This is a genomic window from Fulvivirga maritima, assembly GCF_021389955.1.
Lineage (GTDB): Bacteria > Bacteroidota > Bacteroidia > Cytophagales > Cyclobacteriaceae > Fulvivirga > Fulvivirga maritima.
On record NZ_CP089980.1, the window covers coordinates 4922290 to 4943466 of the forward strand.

Below are 21177 nucleotides of genomic sequence, written 5' to 3' on the forward strand. Positions count from 1 at the left end.
ATAATGAAACGATATATAGTACTTTTTTTATTCATAGCATGGCTGTTGCCTAAAGAGACAAAGGCCTGTGATGTATGTGGATGCTCGCTGGGCAGTAATTACATGGGTATATTGCCTCAGTTTAACAAAAATTTCGTGGGCTTAAGGTGGAGCCAGGCAAAGTTTTATGCGCACATGGATCATCATAGCGATTACCTGGGGAGAGGAGTACTCGCATGATACCTACAGTCAGGTGGAGCTTTGGGGACGTTTTTATCTTACCGAGAGGCTGCAGGTGTTTGCCTTTGTGCCCTATGGTTATAATGATATGGACGGCACTGAGCAAGTAGTGAGTAATTCTGGCCTTGGAGATATTAGTGTTATGGCTAACTACATGCTGGTAAATACGGGTGATGATGATGGTAAAACCTTTAAACATACATTGATGGTAGGAGGGGGAGTGAAGCTGCCTACGGGTGATAGTGATATGAAAGACCGTGGTGAGCTGGTTAATCCCAACTTTCAATTAGGTACTGGTAGTACAGATTTCATGGTGAACTCTATATACACTATTCGCTACCAGAAAATAGGCCTTAATGCAGAGACAGGGTATAAAATCAACACCAGAAATAGTGATGACTATCTGTTTGGTAATCAATTTCATGCGTCTGCTCAATTTTTCTATTGGCAAAATATCGGTGATTTCAGCTTTCTACCAAATGTTGGAACCTATTTTGAATCCGCTGAAAGTCATGAAGAGGGGAAGATCAAGAATGAAAATACCGGAGGAAATGCTCTGTTATTATCTACAGGATTAGAAACTTACTATAAAAAATTTACTGTAGGCTTCAACTATAAGCACCCGCTATCTCAAGATTTTAATAGCGATGATATTGCTTCAATTGAAAGTAAGTCCAGGATGATGGTTTCACTCACATATAATTTTTAAGATCATGAAAAATCTAATCACAATGATAAGCACAATTATGCTTTTCATGGCTTGTAATCCAGATCAGGGAGGAGCGTATGATAAACTGGTTGACGTTCATAATAAGGCTATTGAAGTGCATGACGAGTTAATGCTACAGATGGATAACATTTATAACTACCGTCAAAAAGTGCAAAAAGCGGTTGATTCTTTAGCTCAAAATGAGGGTGATCATGACACTAAGTTATTAAAAGGCAGAGAAGTGATCCAACATCTTCAAAAAGCGGATGAAGAAATGATGAGTTGGATGCATCATCATACCATGGTACCAGATTCTTTGGAATCGGCTGCAGATTCGGTAGTTATACGGGTGACTAAAGAACAGCAGAAGCAATATGAGGGTATACTAATGGTAGATTCTTTGATGAAATCCAGCATGGCGGAAGCTCAATCTTTTTTAGAAAACTAGGGGTTAACATATGACAATGTGCCTTAGATACAGCATAGTATTCATATTTGTTTCTTGTTTATGTGCTTGTGATAAAAGTAATGAAGATACGTTGCCCAAAAATACAGATTTCGAGTTGAATATACCGGATTACTTTCCTGCTCCTGAACCTCTATTGTCCAATAATCAAAAGATGACAAAAGAGATTGTAGCTCTAGGTAAAAAGTTATTCTATGATCCGATTTTATCGGGTGATAATACGATTTCTTGCGCTACATGTCACCAGCCCAATTTAGGCTTTTCAGATGGCTTATCTTTGTCTGATAGAGGAATTACGGGGGAACAATTACCGCGTCACTCTCCAGCATTAATTAATTTGTCATGGAGTAAAGCTTTCTTTTGGGATGGAGGTGCTACTAATTTAGAGAGCCAGGCCATGGCGCCTATAACTAATAAAGATGAGATGGGGCAGGCGATACCTGAACTCATGTCAGAGCTAAGTAATCATGATGAATATCCAGGGTTGTTTAATGAGGCCTTTCCTGATGAAGAGATGGATATGACTACTATCGCTAAGGCGCTGGCGCACTTCGAGCGAACTCTGATATCTGCAGGTAGTAAATATGACGATTATAGGAAGGGTAAGGCAAAACTGAGTGAGCTTGAGCTGTACGGAATGAAAGTAGTAGAGAGCAAATGCGGTGGTTGTCATCCGGCTCCTTTATTTACTGATAATGATTATCATAATAATGGTTTGGATGATACCTATAGTGAAGATAATGACCGTATGGAGCAAGGCAGGTTACGGATAACGTATATCTACGAAGATATGGGGAAATATAAAACACCAACCTTACGCAATATACTCAAATCAGCACCTTATATGCATGATGGTCGGTTGGGTAGGCTTGATGATGTACTTCATCACTATACTAATGGTGTTAAAAGATCACCTACTTTAGATCCTTTGATAGATACTGAAGGAATCAGCCTCTCAGAGGTTCAAAAGCAAGCCATACTGGTTTTTTTAGAAACGCTTACAGACGAAGAGTTTTTAGAAATGTGATAATGAAAAGGTTGTCTCAAAAGAAAGTTTTAAGTCAGTAACGATTTTTGAGACAACCTTTTTTTGCTTAGTAAGCAGCTGTAAATCTCTTTTTAACAAATTTATTTTGCTCAAGCTCATCTACTAAAGCTACTGCTACATCTTCGGCAGAAAGAATACTTCTACCTTCTTCATTTAATACTGGGTTTTCTAGTCCAGTTCTGTAATTTCCTTTTCTTTCACCAGAAGTTCCTTGGTGCATTTCAATGGCAGGGCTAAAGAAGGTCCAGTCTAATACTGTGTTCTTTTTTATGTCTTCTAAATAATCTCTTGCAGCCGTTGCTCCAGGTTTAATGTTAGCAGGAAATTCAGGGGTATCCACCAATTGTACATTGTCTTGATTGTATAAGCTTCCGGCACCACCAATAACGATGTATCTTGATATTCCAGATTTCTCTATTGCTTTTTCTATATTTCTAGCCCCTTTAAGGTAATCATCATAAATGTTAGGGTTAGTCCAGCCTGGGTTAAACGCACTAATGACGGCATCACTACCTTCAAGCACTTTGGCAAGGGCATCTATGTCATTTACGTCTACACTAGTAGCCGTTACTTTTTCGCTGGTTTCTACTTTCTCTACATTTCTGGCAATAGCCTGTACTTCATATCCTCTGTCTGCCAGCTCTTTTACTACTTTAGGGCCTACAAATCCGGTGGCTCCAATTACTGTTACTTTACTCATATCTATTTGTTTTAAGTTTATTATGTAATATAAATTGTTACAATTTGGGTGTAAAAAAATTAGCCAAAGTTTTCAGCGAATTCGGATAATTTCTTCTTACTCAAAAATTGTATTACTAAATCATTTGTTTCGGTAAATAAGCTATTCAAATTGTTATTAATCTCTTTACCTACGAAGCATTTAGGGTTAGGATGGTTGTTTTTTTTGCCTAATACATCTGAATTATTGATTGCCTGAAAGATTTCAGAAATGTATATCTCATCCATTTTTTTAGCAATTCTAGATCCACCTTCCTTACCTTTTTTACTTTCCACCAAACCTGCCTCTCTAAGCACACTCAGCTCTTTTCTTACTATCACAGCATTAATGTTAATGCTGCCTGCTAAAAAATCAGAGCTCACCCAAGCTCCGGGCATTTTTGCCAGGAGGGTCATGATATGAATGGCCGTTGCAAATCTCGTGTTGTTCATTAGTGATGCAAATATAGCGAAATTTTATATGTAACAAATTATATTACAATTAAAATGATGTTCAGGTTTATTCTGTTATTTTTCAATAGTTGATAATGTTCAAGGAGAGGTTCTGCTTCTAATCAAGTACTTTTTTGATATTTTTTGTATTACTTAGAGGACTCTGTTAAAAAATATTTATTAAACCTCAAAAAATGCTCAAATACGTTACTCTGTCAATCATCTCTTTAATTCTTAGCTCTGTCACCTATGCACAAAATGCCTCCGTTTCAAGTCCGGATGGCAAGCTTAAAGTAGACATTTATATAAAGGAAGGAACTTTGTTTTATGAAGTTTATTATGCTGGTAATCAGGTGCTGGAGCAATCGCGCCTGGGCCTAGAGACTAATCTGGTTGATTATGCTAATGGCCTTACCTGGCAAGGATCAGAAAAGAAGTCTTTAGATTTTACTTATACGCAAGAGAAGATAAAGCAATCAGAAGTGCACTATCAAGGAAGTGAGCTGGTCTGCACTTTGAATAACAAAGATAAAAAGCCAATAAAGGTCATCTTCAGGGTGAGTAATAATGATATAGCCCTGCGCTATGATATTCCTGCGGCTGGTGATCCTGTGGCCTTGGTGGTAGAGAAGGAATTAACTGCTTTTAACTTTCCTCAGGCAGCAAAGGGCTTTTTAAGTCCACAGTCTAAACCTATGGTAGGCTGGCAAAGAACTAAACCCAGCTATGAAGAAAATTATGCTATTGGTCAGAAAATAGAAGCTCAATCTGAGTTTGGTAATGGCTATGTTTTTCCAGGCTTATTTGAAGTAGATAACCATTGGGTGCTGCTTTCGGAGACAGGGGTAAGAAGCCTTTATTGTGCCTCTCACCTCAGTGATCCTACTGAAGATGGTGTGTATCATGTAGCCTTTCCTGATCCAGGAGAGAATAACGGTTTTGGAGGCAGTGGCGCGGCTATTGGCTTGCCAGCACAAACGCCCTGGAGAACCATTACTGTTGGCAGTTCGCTTAAGCCAATAGTAGAAACTACCATTGCTTATGATGTGGTGGAGCCGCTATATGAAGCTTCTAAGAATTATGAATACGGCAGAGGAACCTGGAGTTGGATCATGTGGCAGGATAACAGTATTAACTTTGAAGATCAAAAGAAATACATTGACCTGGCAGCAGCCATGACTTATGAGTTTGTGCTTATTGACAATTGGTGGGATAGAATGGGAAATGATAAAATGGAAGAATTGATCCAGTATGCTGCCAGTAAGGGAGTAGGCGTGTTTCTATGGTATAACTCTAATGGCGCCACCAGTGATGCCCCGCAGAGCCCTAAAAAACGGATGAATACCTCCATAGAGCGAAAAAGGGAAATGAAATGGCTGAAAGAAAATGGTGTAAAAGGCATTAAAGTTGACTTTTTTGGTGGAGATAAGCAGGAGACCATGAGGCTTTATGAAGATATTCTTTCTGATGCTAATGATTACGGGCTGATGGTGGTTTTTCATGGAGCGACTTTGCCCAGAGGCTGGGCCAGAATGTACCCTAACTATGTGGGTAGTGAGGCAGTCTTAGCCTCCGAAAACTTGATGTTCAGTCAGGACTTTAATGATCAGGAAGCGGTAAATGCTACCCTGCATCCTTTTATAAGAAATGCTGTGGCCTGTATGGAGTATGGTGGTGTAGTGCTTAATAAGCGGTGTAACCGAACCAATGACGGGGGCAATATTAGAAGAACAACAGATGCTTTTCAGCTGGCCACGGGTATATTATTCCAGAATCCGGTTCAGTTTTTTGCTTTAGCTCCTAATAACTTGGAAGACGCTCCTGAGTTCGCTATTGACTTTATGAAGCAGATACCTACCAGCTGGGAAGAGACACAATTTTTAGAAGGCTACCCAGGTAAATATGTTCTCTTAGCCAGAAGAAGTGGTGATAAATGGTATGTGGCCGGAGTTAATGGTCAGAAAGAAGCTGTTACTGTTACTGTAAACTTACCCATGCTAGCCGGCAAAGAATTAGCTATGTATGGAGATAAAAAAGGAGAGAGCTTTAAAAAAACTATAAAAGTAAATAAGAAAGGACAAGTGAAACTTACCATAGAGCCACAAGGAGGAGTGGTTTTAGTAGAGTAGCATTTTAACTAAATAATAGCAGACAGTGGTGTTGCTGTAGAATTTACAGTGAGGCTACTGTCTTTATTATGTCTCCGCTTTGAGCTAGATCGAAAGAAGGCGATATTTCACGTAATAGAATTGAAATAGATTACTTGGTATGGTCACCAAACCTAACCATCAGGATCACCATGACCCAAGGAGAGACCTATTTTACTAGTTTAAGACAAACCCGTTAGTCGGCGTATGTCCGTAGCCTTTGGCGCGCTGTTTTCAACGCGTGCCATCTAGATTAGCAAATAAAAGCCGTCATTCCTGAATCATGGAGCATAGCGCAATGATATCAGGAATCTCACTGTTCGGTTGGTGTTATCTGAACGGCGAGATCCCGGCTCTTCACTTCGTTGCGGCCGGGATGACGTGATAGAGTTATGACTAATTACTTCCCACTGGTCTTAGGTTAAGCGTAGGGGGTCTAAGACCTATCATGTGCAAGACCATTTGCTCGGAATAAGATAAGCAGATGTCTGAAGGTACAATGTGCAATGAGTATTTCATGACACCATTTTGTGCATAAACAAAGGAATTTGAGCGGATGCTACGACCAGTTGGGTAAAGCAGGCTTTCGCACACATGAATTAGTAAAGAAAAAACCGTCATTCCTGAATCATGAAGCAGAGCGCAATGATATCAGGAATCTCACTGTTCGGTTAGTGCTATCTGAACAGCCAGATCCCTGCTCTTCACTTCGTTGCGGCCGGGATGACGGTAAATGATTATAGTACTTATAATGGTGATTGAGAACGAAACGAAGTGTAGTGAAGCAATCGCGAACTTTCATTTACAAGCCAGAGCAGTCTGCTTTCCATAGCTTCAAGATTACTTCGTCATAACTTCTTGTTAATCAATGTGAAATAACCGTAATAGAAAGCCGTAAGGCCCTTACAAATCAACGTAAAACATGTCTATAAGGCCTTTTCCTTTGGCTTCTACTTTGCCTCTGTAACGGCAGGAGTAGGCGTGTTTTACCATGTTATAGGTAGGTTCTGAGATGTTGATTTTATTGGGTTCACTGGAGGTTTCCAGGCGGGTGGCGGTGGTAACGGTGTCACCAAAAATGTTATAGCTGTATTTTTTATCTCCAACCACGCCAGCTACCAGTGAGCCGGAATGAACACCTATTTGGGCATTCCATTTGAGCTCGTTAGTTTTATTCCTTTCGTTGAGGTAATTGAGGATTTTTTTGCCTGCAGCAATACAGTGAAGCGCATGTTGCTGAGTGTTATTTTGCAGCCCGCAAACGGCCAGATAGCCATCTCCATAGACCTGTATTTTTTCCATTTCTTCTTCTTCAATAATCTCATCAAATTTTTGATATATCTCATTGAGTTCAGCTATTAGTACTTCTGGCTTTACATGTGCCACCAGGTAGGTGAAGCCCACAAAATCACAGAAAAAGACGGAGACATTGTCGTATTTTTTAGGCGCGAAAGTGCCAGGAAGCACTTCGCCTTCTATGGCATGATCAGGAACAGAGCAATGCCAGTGCTTAATTTTAAGTTGGTTATCAAGATTTTTTTCGAATATGATGGTGTTCCGTATCTTTTCTAATACCACCATTTTGAGTCTTACTCTTACATACAGGCATATTTCTCCGCACACTAATGCCAGATGATCGGCCATAACCAAGCTTTCAACCCAGTTGATTTCATAATCGTATGGGTCTGCTATCTGATCAACTTCTCGAATTCTTTGATACTGAAGATCGGTTTTGTTTTTCCATAGCTCATGAGCGTTGGTACCAAAGCCAATGAATTGGTTGTCTACCATTGTGAGGATGTCCTGGCCCTCTGCTTCATTTCTCGATCCCCACTTGATCCAAAAATTTTTGAAAGCCTGTACTGCTTGTTCTTCTAATCCTTCCATGTTAGCAAAATATTATTGAAAGGGCTATTGATTAGTTATTAGGCATGTTGATTCTAATATTAAAACACTAATTGTTTTGGGTTTTTATACACAGGTGATGTTTTAGGTCAATTATTATTAATGTACAAATTACATTTAATTAATCCTAATTAATAATTGATTAATTAAACTTAATTTAATTAAAGAAAATGGAAGGAAAAAGGAAAAAGTGAAGGAAAACCGAAGTTTGAAATGTTTCGTCCCTCAAGAGAGATATCAAACTTCGGTGTAATAAATCTAAGAAAAACTATGCTTTTCCTAGCTCTACAGCTCTGTCAAAGGCTGCATAAGCGGCTTCTTCTATTAATTGCTTCACATTATTGTCTTCCATAGAGTCTAATGCTGCTCTGGTGGTACCTCCTTTAGAGGCCACTCGGTTCATCCATGATTGTGGTGATATATTAGACTTGTTAAACAATTCTACAGCACCTTCAAAGGTCTGGCTCACTAGTACTTTTGAGTCGTGGTCAGAGAAGCCCATTTTTTTGGCTGCGTCCATCATAGATTGCATAAAATAGAATACATAGGCTGGTCCGCTACCAGATATTCCTGTAGAAGCGTCAATGTCATTTTCTGTATCTAACCGCACAGCTTTACCTGTGGTGCTAAGCAGTTTCTCTACAGTAGATAGCTCCAGGCGTGATACTTCATCTGAAGCAGTGAAAGAGGTGAGTCCTTTGCCTACTTGAGCCGGTAAGTTAGGCATAGCACGCACTACTTTTTTAATACCTAGCCCATCTTGCATGCTTTTTATAGTTACACCGGCCATAATAGAGATAATGATTTGCTCAGGAACGATAAGGCTTTTTATCTCACTGAACAGATCTTCAGCATGATATGGTTTTACGGCTATAAAAATGATATCAGCTTTAGGTAGACACTCTGTTAGATCAGTATGCACCTCAAAGCGGCTGATCGTTTTTAATTCTTCAGTTTTTTTCGGATCAGTATCCGAAATCATCAAATTTTGTCTTTGCAGTAACTCAGATCTTACTAAAGCCTTTGCATAAGCTAAACCCATATTACCTGCACCTATTACTAATACTTTCATTGCTTGTTTTTAATTTTTGTGATTAAAAAGTTGTCAATTGTACTGCAAGCATTGTGCATTAATGCCTTTGGCAAAGACTAGTTTTACTAAGACTTAGTACGAAAGAGCAGGAGTTAAAGGCCTAACTGCTCTTAAAAGGTGATTTTACGGCTTTTGTAATTAGAAATGAATACTGTCAGTGTAAATGTCAATCCGTCATGACAAAGTGCAATAATGACAGCAGGTGTGTCATAATAGGAGGGGCTATAAAGCAAAAGAGGCAGGCCTGATCCCTCAGGTCGCCTCTTTTATTTAGATATATAGGGATTCTTGTTTATTCTGACTTGACAGCTGGTTCCACGCAGAAGGCTTCAAAAAGACTATCTAATTGATCTTCCATATGGTTCAAAGCACCTATAAATGATGCTTTCATATTATCAGATTTTTGTAGAATCTGATCTGCCATGTCTCGGTAATAAGTAACGCCTTCTATAATTTGCTTATAGAATTTAGTGTGCGTCCTTTTTTCTTTTGTAGACAAAGTGTCCGTAATGCTGGTAAGTTGCTCTTTGAAATAATCTACATATAAAGAGAGCTCTTTGATAAACATATGCGGTCTTTGGCTATTCGCTAATAGATTAATACGTCCGTAAATATGATCTACCATTTCTTTCAGGCTTACTTTTTTATTAAAATAAGCGATGTTAGGCCCAGGGCAAATGGTTACGTTTGGTAGACCTTTCACAAAGGGGACGTCATAGTTTCTCGCTACAGAATTACTTAAGCCTACGCAAAGGCATTCTACTGTTTGCATCTCCTGTACTTCCTTTTCAAACTGAATTTTAGGCAGATTAAGAGACTTTAAGTACTTCATTTTAAGTTTTTGATACTTTTTAGAAGCGGTACAAATAGGATCTTCAGTAAACTCGGTATTAAGAGCCAGGTGCTTTTCAGTACAAGGACTACCCGGTTTTCCAGATTCAATTCTTGCCAGCTTTTCTCTTTCAGAGCTGGTTCCTTTCAGGTAATTAAATCTTACTCCTAAAGGAGAATTTTTGCTTAGCACCACATCATCTTCATGGGCGTTGCACAATAGATTAAGTGTTTCTTCATCTACAGTGGTAGCCTCTGGTACTAAAAGGAAGGGAGAGCCCCAACCAGTACCATCTACCTGATAGTGTCTTTCAAGGAAATCAGCTTCTTCATAAGTGCCTATACCGCCCTGAACTGTAATTCTAAGCTTAGGAACCTGATCACTTATTTTTTCGCCTTTTTCTTCATTAGCTTTTTTATAGAGGTTAAACATATCCTCTATAAGGCCTTCTTTATTGGTTTTGAAGTCCTCTAAAATAGGGCCTATTAAAAAGCCAGGAGTAGCAAAGGCGTGGCCTCCGCAGTTAAGACCAGATTCGATCCTAAACTCACTTACCCAGATGCCTTTCTTAGCAAGGAACTTACCCTGCACCAGGGCAGAGCGGTAATCACTTACTTTTACTACTATATCTTTATCGAAGCGATTATCTGCTTTTGCTTTAAAGCACTCAAAGTGCTCTATGTAGCTAAAGAGGTTAGGGTTCATGCCGGCAGAAAATACTATTGATGAGTTTTTAAGGTCGCTCATAGCATAACCTCTCAGTGCTGATAATGCCTCTGTGTTGTTTTCAAGATCATCTTTTTCGGAAGGACGATCTAGCTTGGTCATGATGTTAACATCAATACGGCCAGCTTTAATATTTGATTTAAGAAAATCGGCTAATTCCTTTTTCTTAGTATCGTCAGTGGTTTCTTGCATTTCAAAATACACCTGACGCAATGGATTTTCGTCAGGTAGCATTTCAAAGTATTTGTTTAAGTCAGAGCCTGGGCCAAACTCTCCCTGCTTCATCTCATCCACTTGGTAGCGAACGATTTTATTGATCAGGTTGAGGTAATCAGTGATTCGTCTGGCTCTGTAGTCAGTGCTTTTATCACTGATTACTTCATAAGTAAGGCCAAACTTTTCTCCCCAGGTTTGATAATAATGTCTTCTTGTAGTTTCTATAAGTTTATCCTGAATAATGGAGACTACCGAATTGATACCAAAGCGCGCTACCTTTACAGGCGAATCTATGGTAAAAGCCAGACCCATTACCGGAATGTGAAATTTATGCATATCAGTTAAATTCATAGCTTGTGATGTGTTTTGAAAATTAGGAGCTATATAGGTAACTCGGTTTTTTCATGTGTTTGATTTAATTGTTTCTGCTGCTTACCTGTGCTGCATAATACTCAAAGTATGTAATAATGGAGGCCGTAAAAAATGACTTATATCATGCTTCTTGGAGAAGTAAATCATTTTCGCCCCTGTGATCAAATGGGGAGGGGTAGGTAAAAGGTGCGGTTGATCATTTCAGGAAGAAAATTGGTCAATAAACAGACAGTTTTCTTCCATTTAATCATTTATATGATCGGAGTTATGACTTTAATGAGCTGGGCAGGTAGCCGAACTTCTTCTTAAAGGCAGTGGTGAAATGCTGCGGATTTTTATAGCCAATAGAATAGGCCACTTCAGATACACTACAATTATTCAGCAGCATTTTTTTGGCTTCCTCCATTCTAATACTTGTAAGGTATGCGAATATTGGCTCGTGAAAAACAGCCTTAAAATTCCTTTTCAATTTAGATTGATTAATGCCGGTAAGTGCTGAAAGCTCTTTAATGGTGATGGTTTTATTAAAGCGTTCTCTCAGGATTTTTTCCGCTACCAGTATTTGTGCTTTCTCTTTATCAGAAATAGAAATGAAATCTGTGCTATCTGTTTGCTTTGAAATATTCCATAATAACAAGCTGAAGATCTCTTTTACCTTTGATTCCAGATACACTTCTTTAATTTCGACCTCATAAGAACACTGAATAATGTCTTTGATGGTAAGTAACAAGTTAGAAGGTATAGGTTCACTCTCCTCAAACATTTTAAAAGGCTTATGCTCGTTGAGTGCCAGAGCAAGTGGAGAGATGTTTTTTTCAAAATGGCCTTTAAATGCGTTTCTTAAATATTCTTCTGTAACTATTATTTCCAGGTTTTTTCTGGTACCAACTTTATAATTTAACCTTCCCGCTACTTCAGGCAAGTAAAAAAAGTTGTATTGGCCTCCTTTAATCTCTACAGGTACGCTGCTGGTATTCGCAGGGGTATAATTACTATAGCCTTCTATTTCGAACTGTACTTTAATATATGGGAAGCTATGCTTTACTTCTACAGTTAATGGTTGGGTGATATGTTCGTGACGAACCACCATCATAATGCCATCTAAAAGTATCTCACGATTATCAATGGTAACATGATCACGCTCCAGAGCATCATGGTTTTCCTGCATGCTGGAGGTGTGAAAACCCGCCTCTTGTTGCTTAACTAGCGGTTTTTTGTCGTCTTTATTAATGATAAAAGTAGATTTCATCTCGTAAAAGTAATGGTTCTTCTTATAGCAATTGACCTTTTTGCGTAGGTAATAATTCCTTTTGCGTTAACAAAATTAAGTAGGCCAAGATAGCTTTGCGTCACTATTAAGATTCAGTCTAAATAAATGTAAAAGTAGTAAAATATTCGATGTGTTTAAAATATATCACTTTTTGGCTGTGCCTGTTAGCCAGTTTTTCACTGTATGCACAGTCGAGTATTAAAGGTAGGGTTAGAGATGAGGAAGGGGAAGCACTAGTTGGAGCTAGTGTAGAGCTGCAAGAAACTGGCAAAGGAACCATCACCGATATACATGGAGATTTTAGTATAGAAGGCCTACAGGCAGGGGATTATAATCTGGAGATACATTATATAGGTTATGAAAAGCAGGTAGTATCAATTACGCTTGCTGAGAATGACAGCCAATCCATATCTATTCAGCTAAAATCAAAAAATGAGCAGCTCGATGAAGTAGTGGTTAAAGGGAAGTCAGTAGAGCAGGCCAAGCGTGAAGAACCTATAAAAGTAGAGGTAATTGATACTAAAAAGTTTCAATCTCAGTCTATTAGCTTGCCTCAGGTTATTAATCAGGTTTCTGGGGTTAAGGTGCGGCAAAATGGAGGCATTGGTAGTGGTGCTACTATTAATATTAACGGGTTGCAGGGAAATGCTATCCGTTTCTTTAAAGATGGCATTCCTTTAGACTACCTTGGCAGTGCGTTTAACCTTACGGTACTGCCTGTAGATCAGTTGGCTAATATTGAAATTTATAAAGGCGTGCTGCCTGTAGATCTGGGAGCTGATGCGCTGGGAGGTGCAGTCAATTTTGTTTCCAGGGAAAATTATGATAATAACCTGGATGTTTCTTACTCTTTTGGTTCTTTTAACACTCATCAGGCCACAATAAATGGTTATTGGAATATCCCTAACACCAAGCTTTTTGCCTCTGTTTCGTCTTATTTTATCGCTTCGGCTAATGATTATAAAATAGATGTAGAAATAGCTGATCCTGAAACAGGAGTAAATCAGGAGCAAGAAGTAAGGAGGTTTCATGATGGAATAAACACATCATTTATTGAAGGTAAAATAGGTGTGAAAAATACCAAGGTGGCTGACCTATTTGAGGTAGGAGCTGCTTATTATGATCTTGAAAAAGAGTTGCAGAATAACATCAGGCTCACAGATGCTTATGGAGAGGCCATGAATTATGAAAATGACCTTATATTTAGCTCTCGCTATAAGAAAAGAATCAATAAACTTACCGTTGATCTTTTTGGTGCTTACAGTAATAGAAATACACTTTTCGATGATACACCTGAAAACCGATATAACTGGTTAGGAGAGCCCACTACCATTTCTGATAATGGTGGCGAGACGAGTTTAAATGTACAATCTTACCGAAATCTGGATTTTGATAACTGGATGGTACGCCTAAACCTACAGTATAAGCTAAGTGAAAATCAAAAGTTAAGCTTCAACCATAACTATATCTACGAACATAGAGTAGGTTCTGATCCGTATGCGGAGCTTTATAATGATGAAGTAGATGTGCTTACATTCCCTGCGAAATATGTGCGACACATCAGTGGTTTAGGTCTTACTTCACAGTTTTTTAATGGCCGTTTAGAAAATGTTTTTTCACTAAAGCGATATGCCGTAGTTACCAGCTCTGTCACTTCTTCAGCTGAGTTTTATGGTGAGGTGCCAGAGTTTTCTGACGACAGTTACGGCGTTAGCAATTCCATTAAATATAAGTTTAAAGAAGCTCAGTTTATAAGGCTTTCTTATGAAAGAGCTACCAGAATACCAGAATCAAGAGAATACTTTGGAGATGCAGTATTCATTACCGGTAACCCTGAGCTAGAGCCTGAGTATAGTCATAATGTTAATCTGGGCTTTTTCTCTGCATTGAGTAAAACGGGTAAGCTATCGCTAGATGTTAATGGCTTTTATAGATACGTAGAGGGTAATATATTCTTGAGGCCTTATTATTTAATCTCTTCTCGTTATGAAAACACAGATGACAGCCAGGTGCTGGGTGGCGAGATGACTTTAAAAGGAGCTTGGTTCGATGGTCGGCTCAAAACTAACCTGGCATTAACCTATCAGGATATTAGGCGCAAGAATGTGGACATTACCTCTATGCTGCTGCAAGATGCAAGACAACCCAATATCCCTTATTTCTTCGGGAATTTAGGGGCCAGGTATACGCCAAAATCATTCATAGATGGAGCCAATTGGGAGTTTTATGCTAATTATAATTATGTAGAAAAATACCTGCTTAACTCCATTCCTAAACAACAGGAGCCATCATTATTTGGCAGTACCAGTCATTTATCAGGAGCTGTAGTTATACCCAGTCAACATTTGGTAGATGCCGGGGTCACTTGCCGGCTGCAGAAAATGCCTTTGCACGTGAGTTTTGAGCTTAATAACCTGCTCAATGCGGATGCCTATGATGGCTTCAGAGTGCAAAAGCCAGGCATTAATTATCGTGTGAAACTTAAATATTCAATAAACTAAACTTTATAATGAAAAGAACCTTTTTTAAAAGCTTCGCAGTGGCATTAGCTATGACTGCTGCACTAACGAGCTGTTCTGATGATGATGATAATGAAGAAGTAATACCGGGAGGGAATGCTGATAATGGCGTAGCTATGTGGGTAATCACTGATCCTAATAATCTAAGTGGTGCTTTGCTAACTAATGAAGGCATGTTCTCAGGACAGGTAGACGTTGCTTCTGCTTCTAATGCTATTCAGCTTGGAGCTGCCCGTGATGCAGGAATTGTTTATAACGGAGACTTATATAACCCTTCAAGTCCTTCAGGTGATGTGGGCTTACAGAAATTTACTTATGAAAGTGGACACTTAACTGAAGCAGGTTTCATAGCAGTAGGAGAAGGCCGCTTTATATTCGAAATAGTGAGTGATACTAAAGGATATTATACTGATTCTGATAGAAGTACTACCGCTATCCAGACTTTTAATCCTAGTACTATGCAGCGTACAGGTGAGATAGATATCGCTGAAGAAATGGAGCCTTATATGTCTGCTGATGTGGTAAGAACCAGAGTAGGATCTTTTATGCTGGAAAGTCAGGGTAAATTATACACTCAGGTGTTCTTTTATGGTGAAAACGGAAATCATGTAGATGACAAATCTTATGTAGCCGTGTTTGACATCAATAGTGATGAGTTTATTGGCTTTGCTATTCATGATGATTTCATATGGTTAGGTTTCGAAAGAAAGAACCTTCATATGGCCTCTGTAGCTGATAATGGAGATGTTTACCTGGCCAGTGTAGTAGGTAATGTTACTGATCAGGCACATGCAAGATGTGTACGAATTAAAGCCGGAGAAAATGACTTTGATGAAAGCTGGAAGTTAGATTTCAATGATGTTATTGGCGAAGAAGGTAGCTACCTGCTAAGTGGACCTACAGTAGTAGGAGACAAGCTTTATGTACGCCTAAAAGGTGACGGCATGGCTCTGGATTATAGCAACAATGCTGAAGAGAACATTTATGCTTATGAGATTGACATAGAAACACAAACTGCTGACAGAATAGAAGGTATACCTGGTAGTGGAGCTGCTGGTTATAGTGTAAGTGGCCCCGTAGTAAGTGAAGGTAAAGTCTATTTCGCGGTTAGTAACTCTGACTATCAAGGATATTATGCTTATGATCTCAGTACAGGAGAGGTGGAAGAAGCATTTGACCTAACAGGTGGTATTCCAAGTCATTTATTATTAATTAATCCATAATACGTTATGCTTAGTGTGTCGGTTTTTATCATGTTCCTTTCGATATGGTGCTTATATGCCATTTCAGGAAAGGTAGAGTATGTCAAAACAGGCCTCACCTTAATATTATCAAAAAACAGCAGGGCAGCCACTATTGGCTCCCTGTTATTATTTGCGGTCTCTGTGGTGTTGTTATGTTTGAGCTATGGTCTGGTAGCGGGTATATTTTCAGCTTTAGTGCTATGGATGACCCTGGCTTCTAGCATAGTGCTTTTGGCACCTGCTCAGAGAATTAAATGGTTTCATATTGTCATTTTTTTAATGGCTACCGGTACGCTGGAAGTCCTTTATTTTTAGAATATGCCTGCCAATAAAAAATATCTTGCTAAGTCTGGCTGGACTAAAGCCAGCAAGCTATTGGCCTCTCTGGTGGGAGGAGTGGTAGCTTCAGTATCCATTCACCTGGCATTGGCCTTATGGTTAGGAGCTGAGTATATAGCCCCCATATCTCTATGCTCAATTTTTATGCTTTGGGGCTTTTTTATGGCCATAGTGTATTGGATCAAAAAGCCCTGGATGGCATGGAGTGTACTCACACTCGTGTCTCTCATTTCGATAGGCTTTATTTATATAGAAAAACTTTAATTAGATGAACAAACGGGTTTATAACGTATTTTTTAATGTTCACACCGTTAGCGGAATAGTAATGAGTGTTGGGTTGTTTGTATGCTTTTTGGCGGGAGCCTTTGCCTTGTTTATGGGTAATATTAACAAATGGCAAATTAATGCTAAGAGTGCTGAAAACGTAAAGGTAGACTATGAGGGTATGATCTCTGTGCTGGATGATGAGGGGTATAACCTGAATGGTCGTACCATGTTTATGCAGCTGGTAGATGATCCTATGCCGTTCGTAATGGTGATGTCAAGACCGGTGAGAGGTGGTGAAAAAGGGGCAACCCGTAATGTGTATGAAAACAGTGGAGAAGGAATAAACCCTAATGGAGCCATTTCCCTCAAAATAGACCCCGAGACCTTTAAAATTATTGATAGTGCCGAGGCTGAGCCTAGTAATTACTTAGGCACCTTCCTCTATCATTTACATTATTTTGATCAGATTCCCCGTGTGGGTTTATATTTAAGCGGCTTTGTGTCATTGTTTTTCTTGCTGGCCATTATTTCTGGTACCATAGTTCATTGGCGCAAAATCGTTTCTAACTTTTTCACCTTCCGATTAAAAGCCTCTATTAAAAACTTCTGGACTGATGGCCATACTGCTTTAGGTATTATTGGTTTGCCGTTTCAGTTTATGTATGCCGTTACCGGCGCTATGCTGGGGCTGTTAGTGGTTGTGCTTATTCCTGCTAGTATGGTGCTTTTTGGTGGCAACACAGCCAAGTTGCTCGGCTATATTGCACCTGCTTACAAAACTTATGAGAAGGCCAATGAAATTCAATTAGAGAGAGAGAATATCAATGACCTGGTGCAGCAAGCACGAAAGGATCTCGATGTCCCGGATTATAAAATGGCAGCTGTTAATGTGGTAAATTATAATGATAAAAATGCCTATCTAATGGCTGAGTTCAGGCAAGAAGGAGAGAAGACCTTTTTTGATGATGGTCATGTGGTGTATCGCTTAAATGATGGTGAGCAAGTGGAAATAAAGCCATTTGGTGATAATGGATTGACCAAAGGAGGAGTGCTGCATACTATCAGGAAGCTACATTATGCTCATTTTGGAGGTTATTTCATGAAAATCATTTACTTCATCCTTGCCTTAGGTACCTGCTATGTAATACTCTCAGGGGTGATGATTTGGCTTGAAGCCCGAAATTCTAAAAAGTATGCTTCAAAAAAGAAGTTTAACACTGCCGTAGACGCTATTTATATGGGTACCTGCATGGGCTTGTTGCCTGCTATAGCCTTCTTCTTTTGTCTTGCCAAGCTCATGCCCGAAGGAATAGTAGATAGATTTGCGATGATGAGTAATATATTCTTCTTGTTTTGGCTCGGTTATATTGTTTATGCTTTCATTATTAAAGATTTATACAAAATAAACAAGCATGCACTTTTTCTTACTGGTATTTTAGGGCTTATTATACCTGTATTAAACGGTATTACTGCAGGCATGTGGTTTTGGAAGGCATTGCCATCGGGCTATTATGATTCCTTTTTTGTAGACTGCAGTTGGTTGCTGTTAGGCGCTATTTGTTTGATAGTGAGCAGGTACGTTAAAAGGCTGAAATGCTATAAAAAGGTAAAAGCTGCTCAGGTGTAGCAGGTTTGAAAATCGTATCTTTTGGTTTGACATTCTTTTTTTAGGCTATATGCATACGTCTATATTTGCATTATAGAAAAGAAAAAAGAATGTCATTAAATCTACTACATCGCACACCAGGAGTAGGTGAAGCCTATAAGCTTGATCGTGGCTATGTATGTGCTATTAAGCATTTTGAGAAGCATTCTAAAATCTTTTGTGAGAAGGGTTTTTACAAGATCTGCCTGGTAGCCAATGGCCACTCTTCTGTAGGAGCAGAGGCTCTATTGTTTTATGGAAACCCGAAAGCTTCTTGTTCTTGTGAAACTATGCCTGCTCCGGGCTTGGGTTATACCTTTCTGTTTTCTGAAGATTTTGTACTGTCATCCCCGGCAGGGAAACAAGTGCTTCAGTCACCCTTATTTAATAGTTTGAGTAATATCTTTTTAAAAGTGAGCCCTAAACATGCCAGCTTCCTTTGCAATGTGTTTAAGCAAATGATGAATGAGCAAGATTCACATTATTTGTTTAAAGGTGAACTCATGCTTAACTACCTCAATATCCTCGTGTTTGAGGGTATGAAAATATCTTACAAGCAAGGCGAATAGTTCTTTCGCTTTTAAAGCAAAACGGCATTTCTGTTACCCGTTTGTGACCGAGGTTTGAATTTATTAGTTTATGGATTGATAATCTTTATCTTAAAAATATTGACCATTCTAATTTTGTGTTATAGAAGGGAAACTTTTTTTAAGGATCAGAAGAGATTGTTAAAAGGTTTCTGTTAACAAAGAAAGTGTCTGGTAATCAAGGAATATGAGGCGTTTTGCCTCACAGGTAGATAAGGTAGGATGGCCAGGCTAAAACACTAACATAAAAGACAGAAAATTATGAGTAATCTTTCAGAGACAATAACAGAAGAAGAAGTAAAGCAAATTGCTGAGAAAAATGATTTTCATATAGCCCCATTTAGAGAAGATGGAGAGACTTATGGTACGCTTACCTGGATATGGTCTGTAGAAGTAGATGGCGAGCTATATGTGAGAGCCTATAACGGGACATCATCAAGATGGTATCAAGCTGCCTTGAGTCAAAAAGCTGGTAAAATAGAAGGGGCTGGCTTAGCTAAGAAGGTGAAGTTTGAGCCCACAAGCGGAGAAGATATTAATGCTAAAATTGATGATGCTTACCGTGCTAAGTATAGTGACAGCCCATACCTGAGCTCTATGATTAGCGAGCGAGCTAAGGCAGCTACGGTTAAAATATTACCTGCTGCTTAAGGCATTTTAATTTCACACAGGATTGAACAGTTAAAAATAATTCAACAACCAAAAGAACAAAATGGAAACTATTGATTCAAAAGCCTATGGCGCGGAAGCTGCAGAAGCTCCCGTGAAAGAAATGGACATTAAGAGAAGGACCATTCTCTCTAATGACGTGGAAATAGAAATTTTATATTGTGGTATTTGCCATTCTGATCTACATGCGCTTCATAATGATTGGGGTGGTACTACTTATCCTATTGTACCAGGACACGAGATAGTAGGTAAGGTAACTAAGGTAGGGCCTGCAGTTACTAAACTTAAAGAAGGAGACTTAGCAGCCATCGGTTGTATTGTAGATAGCTGTGGCCACTGCCAGCACTGTAACCATGGTGACGAGCAGTTTTGTGAAGAAGGTTGGACGCTTGTGTTCAATGCTCCTGACAGACACCTTGGTGGCGTAACTTACGGTGGATTTTCTGAGCGCATAGTAGCAGATGCTGATTATGTGTTGAAAATGCCTGAATTTGATGATCTTGCTGCTACTGCACCACTTTTATGTGCAGGTATCACGGTATATTCTCCTTTAAAACATTGGGAAGTAGGCCCTGGTAAAAAAGTGGGTATTGTAGGTATTGGTGGTTTAGGTCATATGGCTATTAAAATTGCCAAAGCTATGGGCGCTGAAGTTACCGTATTTACCACTTCTCCTTCTAAGGTAGAAGATGCTAAAAGACTTGGTGCTGATGAGGCAGTATTGTCTAAAGATCCTGAGCAAATGAAAGCACAGTCTGGTTTTGATATGATTCTGGATACAGTATCGGCTAAGCATGATGTAAATGCTTATATCAACACCTTAAAAGTTGATGGTAGCTTAGTATTAGTAGGTCTGCCTAATGAGCCATTAGAAATAGGAGCATTTAGCGTGGTGAGTGGTAGAAGAAGCTTCGCTGGTTCAAATATCGGTGGTATTGCCGAAACTCAGGAAATGTTAGAGTTCTGTAAAGAGCATAACATTACTGCTGATATCGAATTGCTTAAAACAAGTCAGATCAACGAAGGATTTGAAAGACTTGAAAAAAATGACGTGAAATACCGTTTTGTAATAGATTTAAAATCTTAATCTATACTTTGTAAAGCACCTGTGGCGCACTTTGCCATAGGTGCTTTTTTTTGATATCGGTACTCAGGTATTAGCTTCTATAACCATTCGCACTTATGAAATCCCTTTCATTTATCTCTCTACTGTGCATTATCAGCTTTACAGCATGTACTCAGAATAAAGACAAACAAACTACTCACAAGCAAGAAATACTTCAAAATATGAAATTGAAAATAAAAATAGGAGAGGTGGAGCTCACGGCCACCATGTATGATAATCCTACTACTAAGGATTTCATTTCTATGCTGCCTATTTCTACTCCTTTAAAGGACTATGCCAGCAATGAAAAGATTTTCTATCCTGAAAGAAAACTAAGCACGGCTGATGCTCCCAGTGGCTATGAGGCCGCTAAAGGAGATATTACCTACTATGCTCCATGGGGAGATATAGCCATTTTTTATAAAGATTTTAGTTATGCAGGCGGCCTTATCAGTCTTGGTAAAATAGATGATAACCGCATAGAGCAACTAAAGACTCTATCAGGTGATAAAGAGGTAACTTTTGAGTTAGCTGACTAATCATAAATAAAACATATCAATCTTAATCTTAAATTTTTAATCACTAGTGTCCGACTAAACTCTGGTCTAAGAAATTTTAGCGATTCTAAG

The 21177-nt window shown here is 39.0% G+C and carries 20 protein-coding genes; 14 read left to right on the forward strand and 6 right to left on the reverse strand.

All coding sequences use genetic code 11. The features are described from left to right. Window positions 1–3: 3 nt before the first annotated feature. The 4 genes from LVD15_RS20705 to LVD15_RS20720 are packed head-to-tail and all read left to right on the forward strand — an operon-like array spanning window position 4 to window position 2421. Entirely contained in the window at window positions 4–219 is a 216-nt protein-coding gene (locus tag LVD15_RS20705) for a hypothetical protein (RefSeq protein ID WP_233777112.1), read from the forward strand. Then, window positions 167–928, forward strand: coding sequence for a transporter family protein (locus LVD15_RS20710; protein WP_233777113.1), 762 nt, complete (start codon window positions 167–169; stop codon window positions 926–928). Before LVD15_RS20705 ends, LVD15_RS20710 begins: the two co-directional genes overlap by 53 nt. A gap of 22 nt (window positions 929–950) precedes the next feature. Beyond that, window positions 951–1376 carry a hypothetical protein gene (locus LVD15_RS20715; RefSeq protein ID WP_233777114.1) on the forward strand — a complete coding sequence of 142 codons (426 nt, stop codon included), beginning with the start codon at window positions 951–953 and terminating at the stop codon, window positions 1374–1376. Window positions 1377–1392: 16 nt separating this feature from the next. Next, entirely contained in the window at window positions 1393–2421 is a 1029-nt protein-coding gene (locus LVD15_RS20720) for a cytochrome-c peroxidase (protein WP_233777115.1), read from the forward strand. 67 nt (window positions 2422–2488) lie between these two features. On the opposite strand, the gene LVD15_RS20725 is transcribed toward LVD15_RS20720, so the two are convergent. Together LVD15_RS20725 and LVD15_RS20730 are read right to left on the reverse strand one after the other, a co-directional pair. Next, window positions 2489–3202, reverse strand: a complete 714-nt coding sequence (locus tag LVD15_RS20725; RefSeq protein ID WP_370687428.1) for an NAD(P)-dependent oxidoreductase — start codon at window positions 3200–3202, stop codon at window positions 2489–2491. Further along, the gene (locus LVD15_RS20730; RefSeq protein WP_233777117.1) at window positions 3202–3612 is read right to left on the reverse strand and encodes an Rrf2 family transcriptional regulator; all 411 of its coding nucleotides are present in this window, start codon (window positions 3610–3612) and stop codon (window positions 3202–3204) included. The genes LVD15_RS20725 and LVD15_RS20730 overlap by 1 nt, the downstream gene beginning before the upstream one ends. 194 nt (window positions 3613–3806) lie before the next feature. On the opposite strand from LVD15_RS20730, the gene LVD15_RS20735 reads away from it, so the two are divergent. Beyond that, complete coding sequence (locus LVD15_RS20735) at window positions 3807–5741, forward strand: glycoside hydrolase family 97 protein (protein ID WP_233777118.1); 1935 nt, start codon at window positions 3807–3809, stop codon at window positions 5739–5741. Between the two features lie 921 nt (window positions 5742–6662). Here the strand turns inward: LVD15_RS20735 and LVD15_RS20740 are convergent. The 4 genes from LVD15_RS20740 to LVD15_RS20755 form a co-directional block, all read right to left on the reverse strand. Continuing rightward, on the reverse strand, window positions 6663–7646 hold the full coding sequence (locus LVD15_RS20740) for an adenylate/guanylate cyclase domain-containing protein (protein ID WP_233777119.1): 984 nt from the start codon (window positions 7644–7646) through the stop codon (window positions 6663–6665). Between the two features lie 286 nt (window positions 7647–7932). Beyond that, the gene (gene proC, locus LVD15_RS20745) at window positions 7933–8736 is read right to left on the reverse strand and encodes a pyrroline-5-carboxylate reductase (protein WP_233777120.1); all 804 of its coding nucleotides are present in this window, start codon (window positions 8734–8736) and stop codon (window positions 7933–7935) included. A 313-nt stretch (window positions 8737–9049) separates the two neighbouring features. Then, window positions 9050–10882 (reverse strand): hypothetical protein, encoded by a 1833-nt coding sequence (locus tag LVD15_RS20750; RefSeq protein ID WP_233777121.1) that lies wholly within the window; start codon window positions 10880–10882, stop codon window positions 9050–9052. Between the two features lie 286 nt (window positions 10883–11168). Beyond that, window positions 11169–12152 carry a helix-turn-helix domain-containing protein gene (locus tag LVD15_RS20755; protein ID WP_233777122.1) on the reverse strand — a complete coding sequence of 328 codons (984 nt, stop codon included), beginning with the start codon at window positions 12150–12152 and terminating at the stop codon, window positions 11169–11171. A gap of 149 nt (window positions 12153–12301) precedes the next feature. Between LVD15_RS20755 and LVD15_RS20760 the strand changes: the two genes are divergently transcribed. The 9 genes from LVD15_RS20760 to LVD15_RS20800 all read left to right on the forward strand — a co-directional run bounded on the left by LVD15_RS20760 (window position 12302) and on the right by LVD15_RS20800 (window position 21087). Then, the gene (locus tag LVD15_RS20760; RefSeq protein WP_233777123.1) at window positions 12302–14674 is read left to right on the forward strand and encodes a TonB-dependent receptor; all 2373 of its coding nucleotides are present in this window, start codon (window positions 12302–12304) and stop codon (window positions 14672–14674) included. A gap of 8 nt (window positions 14675–14682) precedes the next feature. Then, complete coding sequence (locus LVD15_RS20765) at window positions 14683–15915, forward strand: DUF4374 domain-containing protein (RefSeq protein WP_233777124.1); 1233 nt, start codon at window positions 14683–14685, stop codon at window positions 15913–15915. A 30-nt stretch (window positions 15916–15945) separates the two neighbouring features. Continuing rightward, window positions 15946–16251: a hypothetical protein gene (locus LVD15_RS20770; RefSeq protein WP_233777125.1), complete on the forward strand. Its 306-nt coding sequence runs from the start codon at window positions 15946–15948 to the stop codon at window positions 16249–16251. Between the two features lie 3 nt (window positions 16252–16254). Then, complete coding sequence (locus tag LVD15_RS20775; protein WP_233777126.1) at window positions 16255–16539, forward strand: hypothetical protein; 285 nt, start codon at window positions 16255–16257, stop codon at window positions 16537–16539. Window positions 16540–16543: 4 nt separating this feature from the next. Continuing rightward, complete coding sequence (locus LVD15_RS20780) at window positions 16544–18169, forward strand: PepSY-associated TM helix domain-containing protein (RefSeq protein ID WP_233777127.1); 1626 nt, start codon at window positions 16544–16546, stop codon at window positions 18167–18169. An 89-nt stretch (window positions 18170–18258) separates the two neighbouring features. After that, a complete protein-coding gene (locus LVD15_RS20785; protein ID WP_233777128.1) occupies window positions 18259–18756 on the forward strand; it encodes a hypothetical protein in 498 nt (165 codons plus the stop codon). A gap of 279 nt (window positions 18757–19035) precedes the next feature. Continuing rightward, entirely contained in the window at window positions 19036–19425 is a 390-nt protein-coding gene (locus LVD15_RS20790) for a DUF2255 family protein (RefSeq protein ID WP_233777129.1), read from the forward strand. 61 nt (window positions 19426–19486) lie between these two features. Then, a complete protein-coding gene (locus LVD15_RS20795) occupies window positions 19487–20530 on the forward strand; it encodes an NAD(P)-dependent alcohol dehydrogenase (protein WP_233777130.1) in 1044 nt (347 codons plus the stop codon). Window positions 20531–20625: 95 nt separating this feature from the next. After that, window positions 20626–21087: a cyclophilin-like fold protein gene (locus LVD15_RS20800; RefSeq protein ID WP_233777131.1), complete on the forward strand. Its 462-nt coding sequence runs from the start codon at window positions 20626–20628 to the stop codon at window positions 21085–21087. Window positions 21088–21177: the final 90 nt, after the last annotated feature.